We start from the raw sequence: 14,809 nt of genomic DNA on the forward strand, positions 1-14,809 counted from the left end.
CATGTTTCAATCCACCTGCGCGCCCGACGCCTTCACGACCGGCGCCCAGCGTTTCAGTTCCGCCGCCACGAATTGCGTGAAGGCCTTGGCATCCATATTGTTGGTCTCGATGCCTTCCGGCTTCAGCTTTTCCCGCACGTCCGGCGCCTGCAGGGCCTTCACCACTTCCGCATTCAGGCGATTGACGATGTCTTGCGGCATGCCCTTCGGCCCCGACAGCGAGAACCAGATCGTCGCCACCATCTCGGGATAGCCGAGTTCGGCGAAGGTCGGCACGTCCGGAAATTCTTCCACCCGCGCTTTCGAACTGACGGCCAGCGCGCGCGCCTTGCCCGCCTTCACATGGCTGGACATGGTGGACAGGGTGTTGGATGCGGCCGGCACATGGCCGGCGATCAGGTCCGCCACCGCCGGACCGGCGCCCTTGTACGGCACATGGGTCATGTCGATCTTGGCCAGCTGCTTGAACTGCTCCGCCGCCAGATGGCCCATGGTGCCGTTGCCGGGCGAGGCATAGCTGAGTTCTCCCGGCTTGGACTTGGCCAGGGCGACGAAGGACTTCAGGTCCTTGGCCGGCACGCTGGGGTGAACCGCCAGCATGCTGGGCGGGCCGCCGAACAGGGCGATATGGGTGAAGTCGCGGATCGGATCGAACGGCATCTTCTTCGACAGCGTCGGCGCGATCGCATGCGACGCGACGCCCGACACCACCAGCGTATAGCCGTCCGGCGCCGCTTTCGCCACCAGGTCCGAGCCGACCACGCCGCCGGCGCCGCCGCGGTTCTCGACGACGAAGGTTTGCTTCATGCTCTCGGTGAGCTTCTGCGCCACCAGGCGCCCGAGCATGTCGGCCGTGCCCCCGGGGGAGAACGGCACGATGATGCGCACCGGCTTGTTGGGGTAATTGCTTTGCGCGCCGGCGCTGGCCGAGACCAGGGCCGCGCCGGCGATCAGGCAACGCAGTCCGGTCTTGATGAGATTGTTTGCAGTTTTCATGTCTTCCATCCTGATTGAATTTCGATTCTTCAAGGACGGGGATGCACCGGCAGGCGGCATCAGCCTGCCAGACTGGCGCCGGGGCGCTCCTCGTCTCCTTCTTGCGGCGCGTGGTTCGCGCTCTCTCTGTTCTGGTTCGCCTGCCTGTCAGGCGCCGAGCTCCTGCAGCATGTCTTCCACGTAGTCATTGTCCGAGGCGATGATCAGCATGTCGGACGAGGCGCGCAGCACTTCCAGGCTGGCGGCATCCTGGGCGGCGCTGCGGTCCTGCACCAGCACGCCGGTGATGGACACGTTCTGCTGGCGCGCCAGCTGCTTGATTGCCGGGGCCATGCTGACATCATCGCCCGCATGTGCCACCAGGAAGATCAGATCGGCGTCGCGCAGCTCGCTTGTCAGGTCGACGCCCTGGTCGCGCGCGCATTGCAGCGTGGCTTCCATGCTGGCGCCGGGTCCGGCACTGGCAGGCAGGGAAACGCTGCGCACATGGCGCATCTGCGCCGCGTTCAAGGTCTGGGCCGAATCGGCGCCCTTGATGCCGATTCCCACCACGCGGATATGGCGCGGCGAGGAATTGGGATGATCGATGCGATGGCTGGTGTCGCTCGCGAGGTAAGCCGTGCTGGTCACTAGCATGTCGTTTTCCGTTCGATAAATCAGGTCGCCTCGCAGCCGAGGAACCCGGCCTGCAATGCTTCCCGGTTCAAATTGCGTCCGATGAACACCAGCCGGCTGTAGCGGTCCTCGTCCGGCCGCCATGGCCGCTGCAGATCGCCCTCCAGGATCATGTGCACGGACTGGAACACCAGCCGTCGCTCCTCGCCCTGCACGTCGATGATGCCCTTGGCGCGCAGAATGTCCGGGCCCTTGCTCGCCACCAAGCCGTTGAGCCAGAGGCTGATGCGGGTGCCGTCCATCGGGCGGCGCGAGGTCAGCGAAATGCTGGCGATGCCGCTGTCGTGCTCATGGTCGTGGTGTTCATGGTGCTCGTGATCATGATGGTCATGGCCGCAGTGCTCGTCATGCACATGCCCCGCTTCACCGTGCGCCGGATTGAGGAAATCCGGCTCCAGCGTGACGATGCGTTCGATGTCGAAGCCGCCGCGGCCGAGCACCTTGTCCAGCGCGACGTTGGAACGCTGCGCGCGATGGATCGGCGCCAGCGGATTGAGTCGGCGCAGCCGCGCTTCCACCCGGCGCAGTTCGTCCTCGTTCACCAGCTCGGTCTTGTTCAGCACGATCTGGTCGGCGAAGGCCACCTGCTCCACCGCTTCCCGGCTGTCGTCCAGGCGCAGCATCACATGCCGGGCATCGACCACGGTGGTGACCGAGTCCAGCACCGTGCGTTCCTGCAGGAAGGGATCGACGAAGAAGGTCTGCGCCACCGGGCCGGGGTCGGCCAGGCCGGTGGTCTCGACGATGATGGCGTCGAAGCCGCCCTGCCCCGCCCGGCCGAGCAGGCCATGCAGGGTGCGGATCAGGTCGCCGCGCACGGTGCAGCAGATGCAGCCGTTGTTCATCTCGAACAGTTCCTCGTCGGTGTTGAGGATCAGGTCGTTGTCGATGCCGACCTCGCCGAACTCGTTGACGATGACGGCATAGCGCCGGCCATGGTCCTCCGACAGGATGCGGTTGAGCAGCGTGGTCTTGCCGGCGCCCAGATACCCGGTCAGCACCGTGACGGGAATCCGCGCGCCGGGGAGTGCAGCGTCACTCATTGCCGCTCATTCCATCCACGGCATGAGCGAGACGTGCACCACATCCTTGGCGCCCTCGCCGCCGACCGACTTGATCGCATACTCGGTATCCTTCAGGCCGAAGCGGTGCGTGGTCAGCAGTTCCAGCGGGAAGCGCTTGGAGGCGAGCTGCTGCAGCGCCAGTTCGCAGGCGCGGTAGCTGTGGCCGCGGGCGCTCTTGATGGTGATGTACTTGGTGGTGACCTTGCCGATCGGGAAGTTGGGGAACTCCGCCATCTCGCCCTGGATCAGCATGGTGCCGCCCTTGCGCTTGAGCGCTTCCACGGCGAGCAGGATGGGCACCGTGCCGGCGCCGGCGGTGCAGTCCAGCGCCACGTCCACGCCCTTGCCGCCAGTAATTTCCATGATGCGCTTGAGCGGGTCTTCCTTTTGCACGTCGATCACGTAGTCGGCGCCGAGCTTCTTCGCCACTTCCAGGCGGGCCGCATCCTTGGAGGTGCCGGTGACGATGATCAGCGAAGCGCCGGCCTGCTTGCAGGCGATGGTCTGCGACAGGCCCTGCTGGCCCGGACCCTGGATCAGCACGGTGGAGTTGTAGCCGACGTTGCAGTCGAACAGCGCCCATTCGATGCCGTTGGCCATCGGCGTCACCAGGCCGGCGAGTTCCGGCGATACGCCGTCCGGCACCTTGTGCACCACCGCGTTCCACGGCAGGTACATGTACTGGGCAAAGCCGCCCCACAGGTGCGGCGGCTTGTCGCTGGTGCTGTAGCCGTAGCGGATGCCGTCGGGGTTGGTGCGCCAGTCGGTGTTCTCGCAATGGCGGTATTCGCCCTGGTGGCACCATTCGCACTTGCCGCAGGCGACGTAATGCTCGACGAACACCAGGTCGCCTTCCTTGAAGCCCTTGCGGGCGACGAACTCGGGGCCGGCCTTGACGATGGTGCCGATGTTTTCATGGCCCATGATCACCGGACCGCCGGTGGTCAGGCCCTGCTTGAACATCTTGACGTCGGTGCCGCAGATGCCGGCCACGTCGACCCGCATCAGCGCGCCGTCGACCGGGATCTCCGGCATGGGGAATTCCTGGAGCTCGATCTTGCCGGCGCCGGTCTTGACTGCTGCTTTTACTTTTTCCACGTCGTCTTCCTTCTTTTCTCTAGTGTTCTCGTTCGATTGTGAGTCACGAGGCGCTTACAGCGTCTCGCCTTCCTTGAGCACGCCGGCGGCGCGCAATGCCTCGTCCAGCCAGCCCGGCCGGATGTTCTTTCCGCTCAGGATGCCGTCGATGCGGGCGCGCTCCGCCGCCACCTTCTTCGCCGCCGGCTCCAGCAGCGAAGCGGCTTTCTCCCGTTCCACCACCACCACGCCGTCGGCGTCGGCCACCACCAGGTCGCCCGGGTTGATCGCCACGCCGCCGGCATTGATCGGCCAGTTGATGCGGCCGGGGACATTCTTGCTCGGCCCGTTCGGATTGGCGCCGATGGAGTACACCGGGAAGCCGAGTTCCAGCAGTTCCTCGGTATCGCGGTGGCAGCCGTCGAGCACCACGCCGGCCAGGCCGAGCTGCTTGCAGGCGGTCATCATGATGGCGCCCATAAGCGCCGCGGTGCGGTCCGCCTTGCCGTCGATGACCAGCACGTCACCCGGCTTGGCCATCGCCATGGCGGCATGGATCATCAGGTTGTCGCCGGGGCGGACTTCGATGGTGAAGGCCGGGCCGGCGATGCGCATCTCGCGCGCCAGCGGCTGGATGCGGGCATCGAGGGCGCCGCGGCGGCCGGCGACATCGGCGAAGATCGACGAGGCGAATTGCGATGCCTTCTGCACGATGTCGGGCGAGACGCGCTCGAAGTCGCGGCGGATGTCGGATAGGGATGGCTGGGTCATGTCTCTTTCTCTCTTTAAATGTATTGGTTCAGGCCGCCTGGCGCGCCGGCCGGCCGCGTTCGGTCAGCAGCTTGTCCAGGCGCGGATAGATTCGGCGGGCATTGCCTTCGAACAGCTTGTAGCGGTCCTGCTCGCCGAGGAAGCCGATCTGGTCGAGATAGCGCTTGGTGTCGTCGAAATGGTGGCCGGTCTCCGGATCGATGCCCGGCACCGCGCCCATCAGCTCGGAAGCGAACATGATGTTGTCGATCGGGACCACGCTGGTGAGCAGCTCCAGGCCGGGACGGTGGTAGACGCAGGTATCGAAGAACACATTGTTCATCAGATGGTCCAGCAGCGAGACCTTGCGCATATTGAGGCACATGCCGCGATAGCGTCCCCAGTGGAAGGGCACCGCGCCGCCGCCGTGCGGAATGACGAAGCGCAGCGACGGAAAGTCCTTGAACAGGTCGCCCTGTATCAGCTGCATGAAGGCGGTGGTGTCGGCATTGATGTAGTGCGCGCCGGTATGGTGGAAGTTGGGATTGCAGGACGACGACACATGGATCATCGCCGGCACGTCCAGCTCGCACAGCTTCTCGTAGATCGGATACCAGTGGCGGTCGGTCAGCGGCGGATCGGTCCAGTAGCCGCCGGACGGATCGGGATTCAGGTTGACGCCAACGAAGCCGAGCTCGTTCACCACCCGCTCCAGCTCCTCGACGCAGTTCTTCGGCGACACCCCGGGAAACTGCGGCAGCTGCGCCACGCCGGCGAAGTTGTCCGGCATCAGGGTGCAGAGGCGGTGGATGAGATCGTTGCTCACCCGCGCCCACTGCCGGCTGACCGCTTCGGTGCCGACATGGTGAGCCATGCCGGCGGCGCGCGGCGAGAAGATGGTGAGGTCGGCGCCGCGCTCCTTCTGCAGCTTGAGCTGCGGCTGTACGCTCTCGATCAGCTGCTCGTCGCTGATGCCGAGATCCATGGATGCCGGCTTGCGCGCCGGGTCCAGCACCCCGGCCAGCTGCTTGTCGCGGAACAGCTGCAGCGCCTTCGGCTCGGTGGTGTAGTGACAATGAATGTCGATGATCATGGTGCGGATGTCTCCTGTCTTGTGCTTGTTGTTTACCGGCGCTAGGCGCCCGAGCCGGCCCGCCCGAGAAAATCGAGCAGGCGTTCGGCGGTGGCGGCCTCGGTCTGCTGCTCGGGCGTGACATCCCAGTATTCCGACTTCGGCAGGCACTCTTCCAGGTAGCGGGCGGCCGAGGTGGCATGCGATGCATCCCGTCCCGGCACAATCAGGGCCGGGATGTCGAGCTGCATCAGTTCCTCCGGCTCGGCGCCGGGCGCGGTGTCGCGGTCGAACAGGGTGCGGCCCATGGCCGCCACGACCAGCTTGTACTTGTCTGCGCTCTGCGCCGCATAGGCCGCGGCAAATGCCGGATCGCTGCGGATCACCGATGCCCAGGGGCCGCCGCGCGGATCGGCGCCGAAGGCCTTGCCATCCTTTTGCACCAGGTCCACCACCGCCTGCAAGCCGTTCTGATGCACGAAAGCGAGATGCTCGGCGAAGCGCTGGTGGCTGGAAATCCGGTACTTCGCGCCGCCCACCGGCCAGTACAGCACCATGCTCTGCACGGCTTCCGGATGCGCGACGGCGAAGGCGGCCACCGGCGAACAGCCCATGCAGCCGCCCATCAGGTGCGCCTTTTTAATACCGAGATGATCGAGCAAGCCCTTGCCCTGGGCGACGAAATCGCTCCAGCCTACCCGTTCCACGCGGCCACCGGACTGCCCGGTCTCGCGGCGGTCGTAGATGATGCATTGATAGCGTTTGGTGAGGTGCTCCAGCGGCTTTGTTTTCGCATAGATGCCGAGCGAGGACCATTTCTCCAGGGTGGCGTCGAAGCCGCCGGGGGAAAACATCAGCAGCGGCTCGCCCTCCCCCACCACCTCATAACGCGTTTTGATGCCGTCGATGATCGCGGTAGCCATCGTCCCTCCTCACGCCGCCGGCTTGACCTTGATGCCGCCCTTGATCTGGCGGGTGGCGCGCACGTCTTCCGCATAGGCGCCGAGCGCCTCCAGCGTGGTGCGCGCGACCTGGGCATACGTGTCGGCCGGGTTGTCGAGGTTGCTGGCGGCATAGCCGATCGCCGCATGGGCCATGCGCATGCGGCCGTCCAGCCAGGGACCGCCGCCGAGGCCGCCGATCACCGGGATGGATACCGCCTGCGCCACCGCCGGCCCGACGATCGGGCCGGAATTGGTGAAGTCGAGCAGCGCCGCGCCGGCCGCTTCCAGGCGCTTCGCTTCCTCGACCAGTCGCTCGGTCATCTCCGCCGGCACCTGCACGTCGCCCTTGAGCATGGCGGCATAGTCGATGCCGTACTGCAGCGCCGTCTGCGGCGTGATGCCGAACTGGGCGAACACCGGGATGCCGGCGCGCGTGATGGCCGTCACCGCTTCCGGGAAGTCGGCCGCGCCGTCGAGCTTGATGATGTCGGCGCCGGCTTCCTTCACCAGGCGGATCGCCGCCTTCACCGCCGAATCGGTGCCTTCCTGCAGCGGGCCGAAGGGAAAGTCGCAGCTCACCATCGCGCGCTGCACGCCGCGCCGCACCGCCTTGCAGACGATGATCATTTCTTCCATCGTCACTTCCAGCGGATTGCTGTGGCCCCACAGGTTGATGCCGACGGTGTCGCCAACGGACACGATGTCCACGCCGGCGCGGTCGGCGATGCGGGCGATCTGGTAATCCCAGGCGACCACGCCGACGATCTTCTTGCCGTCGCGCTTCATCCGCTGCAGGGCGGGAATGGTGATGCTGTCTTGCTTGGGCTGCATGCTCGTCTCTTCCTTTTCGATTCTTCTGTATTGGTCTTTGGTCTTTATTTTTTCAGCCTTCAGCCGCCCTAGCCTTCCAGCTTCAGCGTTTCGGCGGCGAACAATTCATCCACCGTAAACGGCTGCTTCAGGATGCCCTGCTCGGTTGCATAGCGGATCACCGCCTCGATCATCTTCCGGTTCGGTTCGACGCCATACGGCAGCGGATCCTTGCCGGTGATCTGCATGACGCGGCGGTAGGTATCGTCGTTCTTGCCCGGCGCGCTGAACTGGCCGGTTTTCAGCTCTTCGAGATACGGCTGCTTGGCGGCGACGAAGGCATTGAAGATGTCGGTGGCGAGGCCCGGCTGCGCTTCGAGCAATTCATCCTTTACCACCACCAGATGATTGATCGGGTAGTAGCCGCGCTCGCGCAGCGCGGTGAAGCCAAGTTCCGCCGCATTGGGCAGCAGGGGCTTGACATTCGGTTGGTCGATCTCGATGCCGCTGGCGGCCGCCAGCTCTCCGGCAATCAGCATGTCCTCCAGCTTCCGGCCGGCCTCGACCGGCACCACGTTGCCCGGCGCCTGGAATTCGGCCACATGCTCGTCGCCCGACAGTACCCAGGTGATCTTGGAAAGATCGACGCCGTATTCGTGCTGCAGCACCGCCCTCGCCCAGACGCCGGCGGTGACGGTATAGCCGCGGTTGACGCCCACGCGCCTGCCCTCCAGCTGCTTCGGATCGGTGATGCCCAGCGTGGAATTCACCTTCATCGCGCCATGGTGGTAGGCGCGCATCACCGGCAGCGGCAGCGCGGTGATGCGCTTGCCGTAGGCGCGGGCGGTGATGTAAGTGGTGATCGCCATCTCGCTGATGTCGAACTCGAGGCCGCGCACCATGCGCCGGAACGCCTGGATGATCGCCGGCACTTCCTCGAATTCAAAATCGAAGGTTTGCGGGCGCACGGCGCCATTCTTGAGGGCGCGGGTATGGCCCATGGTCTGCAGGGCGGTTTTCAGCTTGCGATCTGTCATGTTCTTTTTCCTTTGCTTGTTCCGTTGCTCATCGCATCCGGTTGGCTTCATCCGGTTGGCCGCGGCTTTTCAGCAGCAGTCGCAGCTCATGCCTTCCGGCACGACCAGCGCATCCTTCATCCAGTAAGGCGGCAGGTCATCCTCCACTACCTCCAGCGCCGGCTTGAAAATCTTGTAATGGTGCCGCTTGCCATCCGCGGTCCAGAATGCGATCACGGTTTCCAGCGGCGGGCATCCGGGCAGGCTGCAAGCCATTTCCGTCACCATCACCGTTTCATCCGGCAGCAGGCTGAAGCGCTGGCTGGTCCATTGCCGGACCGCTTCCAGCGCCTGCAGCTGGGCCGGGCTTTTTCGGGCAGAACCTAGCATGGCGCATCCCTGTCCGCGGGCTAGGCGCCGAGGGCGCTCAGCATGTCGAGCGCGTAGGACTCGTCGGAGGCGATGACCAGCAAGTCCGAGGCCTTGCGCAGCGCGGCGCGCTCCGCGCGGGCGGCGGCGTCGTCCAGGTCTGCCGGCTGGATCAAAATGGCGGTTACCAGCACGCCCATGCGCCGCGAGAGATTGCCGACCAGCGGCGCGAACGACAGGTCGTCGCCGACGGCGGCGGCGATGAAAACCATGTTGGCGCCCTGCATGACCTTCATCATTGCGCTGTTCTCGACGCCGATCGCGCGCAGCAGTTCGGCCGGCTCGCCTTCCTGCCCGAGCGGCGTGACGGCAGCCTGGGTCTCGGGGGTCAGCACTTCGACATTGCGCATGCGATGGCGCGCCACGGCGCAGGCCATCCGGTGGCCGCCGTGCCCCAGCCCCACGAACTTGATGCTTCGCGGAGCGGAGTTCGGATCGGCGATGCGATGACGCACCCCGATTTTCGCGCTGCTGTCAGTCATCGCGTTCCGGTATATAGGGTGGCGCGGTTGATGTGGTTTCGCATCGGCGGATGGCTCTGGTAGCGTCCTACCGGCGGAAAGCGGCGGCGCTCGCGCCATGCGGCACGACATGGGTTGGTCGGTTCGGCATCGTGTCTCCTCTTTGCGGATGTGGGCCGCGGCGTTCGTGCGCCGTCTGCTGTGCGTGGTTCCCTTGCAGGCAATGCCCGGAAACACTCCGGAATCAGGGCGTTCTGCTATGTGAGACCATGTTCCTTTAAACGGTTTTACGATATCATTGGTGGCGCTTTGATGTCAATGAAGAATCAGGGCGGATTCCCGCACGAAGTCGGGAACCCTCGAATAACCCAAGAGAGACCGAGAACGACAATGACCGAGACAAAGGATATCAATTCGCTTCGTCTGATGGAGCTCTGCAGCGCCGCCGAAATCGAGCCGGGTTGCGCCACCAAAGTGGAAAAGGATGGCCTGGCGCTCGCCGTATTCAACATTGACAACGCATATTACGTCACCGACGACCTGTGCACTCATGGCCCGGGATCGCTCTCCGAAGGCGATATCGACGGCGACGTGGTCGAATGCGATTTTCATAACGGCGCCTTCAATATCAAGACCGGCGAAGTGGTGGCGCCGCCCTGCATGATCCCGCTGCGCACCTATGCCGTGCAGGTGATCGACGGTCGGGTATTCATCGATCCCGACCAGCCCGCCTTTGGCCTGGACGAGAAGGCGGCCTGTCCGAAAGCGGTATAAAGTAGCGCCTGTCTGGCCAGCCTGCGGGCATGGCTGCAATATCTTGGTTCCGGAGAGGCAAGCACGACATGGATAGTGTGGATTTGGATGTCCTGCGCTCGGCGCTCGAGTGGCGCCGCCAGGGTCACCGGGTGGACTTGGTGACGGTGATCGAGACCTGGGGCTCATCGCCCCGCCCGCCGGGCGCGCTGCTCGCGGTGCGCGAAGACGGGCAGGTGGTGGGTTCGGTTTCGGGCGGTTGCGTCGAGGACGACCTGATCGAACGGGTGCGCAAGGCGCCGCTGACCAGCGGCAAGCCGGCGCTCACGGTCTACGGCGTGACCAAGGAAGAGGCTGCCCGCTTCGGCCTGCCCTGCGGCGGCACGCTCCGCCTGATGCAGGAGCCGCTGGGCGATACCGCATGGATCGCCGAGCTGATCGCGCGCACCACCGAGCATGAAGTGCTGGCGCGGGTGCTGGACATGGAAACCGGCCGCGTCACGCTGTCGCCGGCGGCGCGCGACGAGCAGATCAGTTTCGACGGCAAGGTGCTGCGTACCATTCACGGGCCTCGCTGGCGGATGCTCATCATTGGCGCCGGCCAACTTTCGCGTTATCTCGCCACCATGGCGCAGACGCTGGATTTCAACGTCACGGTGTGCGATCCACGGGAAGAGTATTCGGCGAATTGGGATGTTTCCGGCGTAACCCTGAGCAGCGCCATGCCGGATGACCAGGTGCTGGCCATGCAGCTCGATGCCCATTCCGCGGTCGTCGCCCTCACCCATGATCCCAAGCTGGATGACATGGCTTTGCTCGAGGCGCTGAAGTCGAATGCCTTCTATGTCGGCGCCCTAGGCTCCCGCGCCAATACGGCCAAGCGCAAGGAAAGGCTGGCCCTGTTCGACTTGACGCCGGAAGAGATCGGCCGGCTGCATGGCCCGGTCGGACTGCGCATCGGCAGCCGGACGCCCCCTGAAATCGCCATTTCCATCCTGGCGGAGATCGTGGCGGTGAAAAACGCGGCGGCGGAACGGGAGGTGCCGTCGGAGGCCAGTTCCTGTGCGGTAGCATAGCCGGGGCAATGCTCCGGAAGCCGGCGCGCAATGCGGCCGGCACAGTGCAAGGAAGGCGAGGGCAACCTCGCCTTTTCATTTTCGGCAACGGGGTTGGTAAGTGCCGGCTTGGCAATTGCCGATTCCCAAAGTGGGCCGGGTCCTTGGCTTTCAGGACCATGATTCCGACGAGACGATAAGACGCCTCGATCGGGATGGGCTGCGGCGGGAACCGGGACGGGCTGCCCTGCCGATCGAACAACGGACTCGGACCGGGTTTGTTATTGGTCGATCAATCGCGGGCTCGGCTGGGCTCCTGCATCCCTTTTCAGGCTTTTTCCCAGATGCGGTGCTGGTTTGGACGGCTTGAGACAGTCGCAAGTCGGCGTGGCTGATCCTGAGCAACCTAGGATGCCCTTATTCGCCGAGGCTCGTGGAGGGCGACGGACGCTTGGACGTCAACACTATTGATGCTCACTACTTCCTGCGGGCGTGGAGCGTTCTTCGCGAAAGCGAATTAACTTCGTTTTTAGTCCATGGGCTTCCGGCCACTCGGGCCAAACCGAGTTTGGCTGTGCTGTCACCGTGGATGGAATGACCAAAACGTCTTTAGGGAAATCGGCATGTGACTTTGAAGTACTGATCACGGAATGCCGTGAATGCCGTGAATGCCTTCCGCAGGCTCCTTCCCGTCCGATTTTTTCGGCTTGAAGGAGATCTGCAACCGCTCGGCTTGTTTCCCCTTGCCGGCTCGTGAACAGTTCTCCTTGATCAGGTTGCATGTCCGGTTATCGTCACGAAAGAAAACGACATGCCCGGCGCCTTCTTCATTGGGTTCTTCAGTGCGATTTAGGCTTCGCAAATATTCCAACAACCGGCTTCCACAGCTCCAAAAGCCGGTCGCAGTTGCCTTCAACGGGTTTTTATAATCAATAGTGTCATTTGATAGACAATTTCGGGGACATTTACTTGGATCGCAAAGATTTCTGCTTTTAAAACAGATGTTTAGCAGCAACTTTCGCAGTTCTCTTTAAGAACGTCCTGTTAGTCCGCGTTTTTTAAGGGAAATGGATTGCCAAAAATAGATATCAAAGGCGTAAAATTTTTCTGTAAACATATTTCATTTCCGTATTTTGTTATATTATTCAAGAAATGCAGAACAATTCGCCAAAAACGGAGTGATCATGAGTTTACAACAAGTCAGCATGGACGACTTGGACCTGCTTGCCAATACCGCGGCGGATGTCTTGGCGCAAGTGCGGGATGCAATGATAGAACCCCATCCGCGCAAGGTCGCTCCGACGTTCAATAGCGGCGCGATCGCGGACTTGTGCGGCGTCGACAAGACCCAGATCAAGTACCTCACCCAAAAGCATAATCTGCCTTCTGGACGAAAGATCGAAGGGTCGAAAGCCAAGGAATATTCTCTCGAAGAAGCGATTACCTGGGTAAAAGCCATCGGCGGCCACCCTTCCCGTCCGGAAGGAAGGGAAGGCAAGGTCATTGCGGTCTGCAATTACAAGGGCGGCGTGGCAAAAACCAGCACGACCGTCGCGATCGGGCAGGCGGCAACGCTGCGCGGCTTGCGGGTTTTGATCATCGATTGCGACGGCCAGGGCACGGCAACGCAGCTCGCCGGCATCAGCCCGGAGCAGGATGTCGAGGTGGAACATACCATCATGCCCTTCATTCACGACGACCAGTCCGATCTGCGCTACGCCGTGCAGGAGACCTACTGGCATAACCTCTGCGTCATTCCCGCCTCCAGCGGTCTGCTGGCGGCGGAATTCGCGCTCCCGGCAAAAGCCATGCAGCAGCGCGGCTTCCATTTCTGGGAAGTGCTGAAGAACGGCATCGCTCCGCTGCGCAAGGATTTCGACCTGATTCTGATCGATACCTCTCCCAGCCTTTCCCACCTGACGCTGAACGCCATGATCGCGGCCGATGGCCTGCTGATGCCTTGCCCGCCGGACGCCCTTGATTTTGCGTCGAGCGTACAGTTCTGGGGAATCTTTTCCGAGCTGGTTGACAGCCTCCCGGACGCAAAGCAGAAACGCTACGACTTCATTTCCATCATCTATACCAAGGTGCAGGCGAATGAAATCTCCCGCCTGGTCAAGACCTGGATGAAGCAAGCCTATGGCACGCACATCAACGGAATCGAGATCCCCGAAAGCACGGCGGCGCGTACGGCATCGGCCCAGCTGAAAACCATCTACGACCTGAGCAAGCCCGACGGCAGCATGGAAGCTTATCGGCGCTACAAGGAGCCGCTGGATAGGCTCGCGGATTACATTCTGGACCAGTTGGCGCTTTCCTGGAGTAATGCATGAGCATCTACGACAAGCTGGGCGCGAAGACGGCCGGCGTCAAGGCGCGCTCCATCGAAAAGCCGGCGGAAAAGTCGGTCAAGACCGCGCCGGCGATGTTCCTCAATGCAACCCAACGCATGGACGCCGCAGAAGCCCGCGCGGAAGAACTCGAGAAGCGTTTGAAGGAAGCCGAAGCCAAGGCTTCCAGCCTCGAGATAGCGCTGAGCGAATTGCACGAGATTGAAGGGCGGCGGCGCAAGCTGACGGCGGAGGAATATCAGGAGCTACGCGAGAACCTTCGCCAGAACGAACTGGTGACGCCCATCACGGTCAGGCAGCGGGAAAGCGGGGGTTACGAAATCATTTCCGGACACAACCGCGTCGCGGTCTTCCGGGATCTCGGCCGGGAAAGCATTCCGGCAGTGGTTCGCAACACCGACAAGGAACAGGCGGACGTCAATGCCTTCTATGCCAACCTCCTTCAACCGCATCTGCCGGATTACGAAAAGTATCTCGGTTTCTGCATGCTGCGTTCCCGTCGAGGCGATCTCTCCCATGAAGAGTTGGCTGACATGGCCGGAATTTCGCGGCAGCAAGTTTCCCGATTGATGGCGTTTGCCGAACTTCCGGCCGAAGCCGTCCACCTTCTCAACGAGCACCCGGCAGCCATCGGCGCCAACGCTGCCCAAGCCTTGGCTGCGGCAGCAAAATCCGGCCATGCGCAACGGGTGGTGGAGGCTGTGTCGAAGGTGATTTCCGGCGAACTCGACCAGGCCCGTGCAGTGAAATTTGCGGGTGCTGGCGAAATGCCGACGAAGCCGGCAAAGCTTGAGCCGGTTCGCATAAAAGTGGGTAAGGCAGTCTATTGCGATGTACGGCGAAACGACCGGACGATTCGGCTCGATTTCAAATCGCCGGAAATGGCTGAGGCAGCCCATGACGCCATCAGAAACGTACTTGAGGCGCTGGCAAAAGGAATGAAAGGCGGGGACTGATCTGCTCTAGTAGAGAAAGCTTTGAAATCAAGCACTTACTGTTTTCAATCCTTCTCAACAAGAGCCGTCCCTTCATACTCGATTCAACATGCAGGTTTGCTCTAGTAGAGAACCCTTATGAATCAACGACTTGATAGTTTGGTAGAAGGAGAAGGCCATGAAAACCTGATCGATACAGATTAGTGGCCGAAAAAAGCAAAAGCCCGGTTGGAGCCGGGCTTCAGCCGCTTTCGAAGCACCCGATACGGCAAGATGACATCGAAATCTGGACAGTTCCGAGTCTATCCGTAAGTGCTTCGAAGTGCAAGACGCCACAGCCAATTTCTTGCACGCTTACGGAGATTTTCGTGATTTTCACGAAACCGCCGAGTAGATACTCGCCTTAAATCTCCCCAATCGT

16 protein-coding genes are annotated in these 14,809 nt (G+C 62.5%); 4 read left to right on the forward strand and 12 right to left on the reverse strand.

The window, feature by feature from the left end; translation table 11 throughout:
- Positions 1–6: 6 nt before the first annotated feature.
- The 11 genes from CHB88_RS14735 to CHB88_RS14785 form a co-directional block, all read right to left on the reverse strand.
- Positions 7–996 carry a Bug family tripartite tricarboxylate transporter substrate binding protein gene (locus tag CHB88_RS14735; protein WP_089400204.1) on the reverse strand — a complete coding sequence of 330 codons (990 nt, stop codon included), beginning with the start codon at positions 994–996 and terminating at the stop codon, positions 7–9.
- Positions 997–1,143: 147 nt separating this feature from the next.
- Complete coding sequence (locus CHB88_RS14740; RefSeq protein ID WP_089400099.1) at positions 1,144–1,632, reverse strand: hypothetical protein; 489 nt, start codon at positions 1,630–1,632, stop codon at positions 1,144–1,146.
- 20 nt (positions 1,633–1,652) lie between these two features.
- Positions 1,653–2,714, reverse strand: coding sequence for a CobW family GTP-binding protein (locus CHB88_RS14745; protein ID WP_089400100.1), 1,062 nt, complete (start codon positions 2,712–2,714; stop codon positions 1,653–1,655).
- 6 nt (positions 2,715–2,720) lie between these two features.
- On the reverse strand, positions 2,721–3,833 hold the full coding sequence (locus CHB88_RS14750) for a zinc-dependent alcohol dehydrogenase (RefSeq protein WP_089400101.1): 1,113 nt from the start codon (positions 3,831–3,833) through the stop codon (positions 2,721–2,723).
- Positions 3,834–3,887: 54 nt separating this feature from the next.
- On the reverse strand, positions 3,888–4,583 hold the full coding sequence (locus CHB88_RS14755; RefSeq protein ID WP_089400102.1) for an RraA family protein: 696 nt from the start codon (positions 4,581–4,583) through the stop codon (positions 3,888–3,890).
- A 28-nt stretch (positions 4,584–4,611) separates the two neighbouring features.
- The gene (locus CHB88_RS14760; RefSeq protein WP_089400103.1) at positions 4,612–5,655 is read right to left on the reverse strand and encodes an amidohydrolase family protein; all 1,044 of its coding nucleotides are present in this window, start codon (positions 5,653–5,655) and stop codon (positions 4,612–4,614) included.
- 41 nt (positions 5,656–5,696) lie between these two features.
- Positions 5,697–6,557: an alpha/beta fold hydrolase gene (locus CHB88_RS14765; protein WP_089400104.1), complete on the reverse strand. Its 861-nt coding sequence runs from the start codon at positions 6,555–6,557 to the stop codon at positions 5,697–5,699.
- 9 nt (positions 6,558–6,566) lie between these two features.
- Positions 6,567–7,409 carry a 3-methyl-2-oxobutanoate hydroxymethyltransferase gene (locus CHB88_RS14770; RefSeq protein WP_089400105.1) on the reverse strand — a complete coding sequence of 281 codons (843 nt, stop codon included), beginning with the start codon at positions 7,407–7,409 and terminating at the stop codon, positions 6,567–6,569.
- Between the two features lie 68 nt (positions 7,410–7,477).
- A complete protein-coding gene (locus CHB88_RS14775; protein WP_089400106.1) occupies positions 7,478–8,425 on the reverse strand; it encodes a substrate-binding domain-containing protein in 948 nt (315 codons plus the stop codon).
- Between the two features lie 69 nt (positions 8,426–8,494).
- Positions 8,495–8,794 carry a hypothetical protein gene (locus CHB88_RS14780; RefSeq protein ID WP_089400107.1) on the reverse strand — a complete coding sequence of 100 codons (300 nt, stop codon included), beginning with the start codon at positions 8,792–8,794 and terminating at the stop codon, positions 8,495–8,497.
- Between the two features lie 20 nt (positions 8,795–8,814).
- A complete protein-coding gene (locus tag CHB88_RS14785; RefSeq protein WP_089400108.1) occupies positions 8,815–9,315 on the reverse strand; it encodes a hypothetical protein in 501 nt (166 codons plus the stop codon).
- A gap of 369 nt (positions 9,316–9,684) precedes the next feature.
- Here CHB88_RS14785 and CHB88_RS14790 point away from each other — a divergent pair, with 369 nt between their 5' ends.
- Together CHB88_RS14790 and CHB88_RS14795 are read left to right on the forward strand one after the other, a co-directional pair.
- Positions 9,685–10,068 carry a non-heme iron oxygenase ferredoxin subunit gene (locus CHB88_RS14790; RefSeq protein ID WP_089400109.1) on the forward strand — a complete coding sequence of 128 codons (384 nt, stop codon included), beginning with the start codon at positions 9,685–9,687 and terminating at the stop codon, positions 10,066–10,068.
- Positions 10,069–10,136: 68 nt separating this feature from the next.
- Positions 10,137–11,123 (forward strand): XdhC family protein, encoded by a 987-nt coding sequence (locus CHB88_RS14795; protein WP_089400110.1) that lies wholly within the window; start codon positions 10,137–10,139, stop codon positions 11,121–11,123.
- Positions 11,124–11,745: 622 nt separating this feature from the next.
- On the opposite strand, the gene CHB88_RS24585 is transcribed toward CHB88_RS14795, so the two are convergent.
- Positions 11,746–11,973, reverse strand: a complete 228-nt coding sequence (locus tag CHB88_RS24585) for a hypothetical protein (protein WP_143131301.1) — start codon at positions 11,971–11,973, stop codon at positions 11,746–11,748.
- Between the two features lie 334 nt (positions 11,974–12,307).
- On the opposite strand from CHB88_RS24585, the gene CHB88_RS14800 reads away from it, so the two are divergent.
- Together CHB88_RS14800 and CHB88_RS14805 are read left to right on the forward strand one after the other, a co-directional pair.
- Complete coding sequence (locus tag CHB88_RS14800; protein ID WP_245844996.1) at positions 12,308–13,435, forward strand: ParA family protein; 1,128 nt, start codon at positions 12,308–12,310, stop codon at positions 13,433–13,435.
- Positions 13,432–14,409 (forward strand): ParB/RepB/Spo0J family partition protein, encoded by a 978-nt coding sequence (locus tag CHB88_RS14805; RefSeq protein ID WP_089400112.1) that lies wholly within the window; start codon positions 13,432–13,434, stop codon positions 14,407–14,409. Before CHB88_RS14800 ends, CHB88_RS14805 begins: the two co-directional genes overlap by 4 nt.
- The last annotated feature ends 400 nt before the right edge of the window (positions 14,410–14,809 follow it).

It is taken from the genome of Noviherbaspirillum humi (genome assembly GCF_900188095.1).
Taxonomy (GTDB): domain Bacteria; phylum Pseudomonadota; class Gammaproteobacteria; order Burkholderiales; family Burkholderiaceae_D; genus Noviherbaspirillum; species Noviherbaspirillum humi.

Bases quoted from the DNA above. Each gene is read 5' to 3' on its own strand.
- CHB88_RS14790 (WP_089400109.1), top strand. From the start codon at position 9,685: ATGACCGAGACAAAGGATATCAATTCGCTTCGTCTGATGGAGCTCTGC.
- CHB88_RS14765 (WP_089400104.1), bottom strand. From the start codon at position 6,557: ATGGCTACCGCGATCATCGACGGCATCAAAACGCGTTATGAGGTGGTG.
- CHB88_RS14755 (WP_089400102.1), bottom strand. From the start codon at position 4,583: ATGACCCAGCCATCCCTATCCGACATCCGCCGCGACTTCGAGCGCGTC.
- CHB88_RS14785 (WP_089400108.1), bottom strand. From the start codon at position 9,315: ATGACTGACAGCAGCGCGAAAATCGGGGTGCGTCATCGCATCGCCGAT.
- CHB88_RS14740 (WP_089400099.1), bottom strand. From the start codon at position 1,632: ATGCTAGTGACCAGCACGGCTTACCTCGCGAGCGACACCAGCCATCGC.
- CHB88_RS14775 (WP_089400106.1), bottom strand. From the start codon at position 8,425: ATGACAGATCGCAAGCTGAAAACCGCCCTGCAGACCATGGGCCATACC.
- CHB88_RS14800 (WP_245844996.1), top strand. From the start codon at position 12,308: ATGGACGACTTGGACCTGCTTGCCAATACCGCGGCGGATGTCTTGGCG.
- CHB88_RS14770 (WP_089400105.1), bottom strand. From the start codon at position 7,409: ATGCAGCCCAAGCAAGACAGCATCACCATTCCCGCCCTGCAGCGGATG.
- CHB88_RS14795 (WP_089400110.1), top strand. From the start codon at position 10,137: ATGGATAGTGTGGATTTGGATGTCCTGCGCTCGGCGCTCGAGTGGCGC.
- CHB88_RS14780 (WP_089400107.1), bottom strand. From the start codon at position 8,794: ATGCTAGGTTCTGCCCGAAAAAGCCCGGCCCAGCTGCAGGCGCTGGAA.
- CHB88_RS14745 (WP_089400100.1), bottom strand. From the start codon at position 2,714: ATGAGTGACGCTGCACTCCCCGGCGCGCGGATTCCCGTCACGGTGCTG.
- CHB88_RS14760 (WP_089400103.1), bottom strand. From the start codon at position 5,655: ATGATCATCGACATTCATTGTCACTACACCACCGAGCCGAAGGCGCTG.
- CHB88_RS14805 (WP_089400112.1), top strand. From the start codon at position 13,432: ATGAGCATCTACGACAAGCTGGGCGCGAAGACGGCCGGCGTCAAGGCG.
- CHB88_RS14735 (WP_089400204.1), bottom strand. From the start codon at position 996: ATGAAAACTGCAAACAATCTCATCAAGACCGGACTGCGTTGCCTGATC.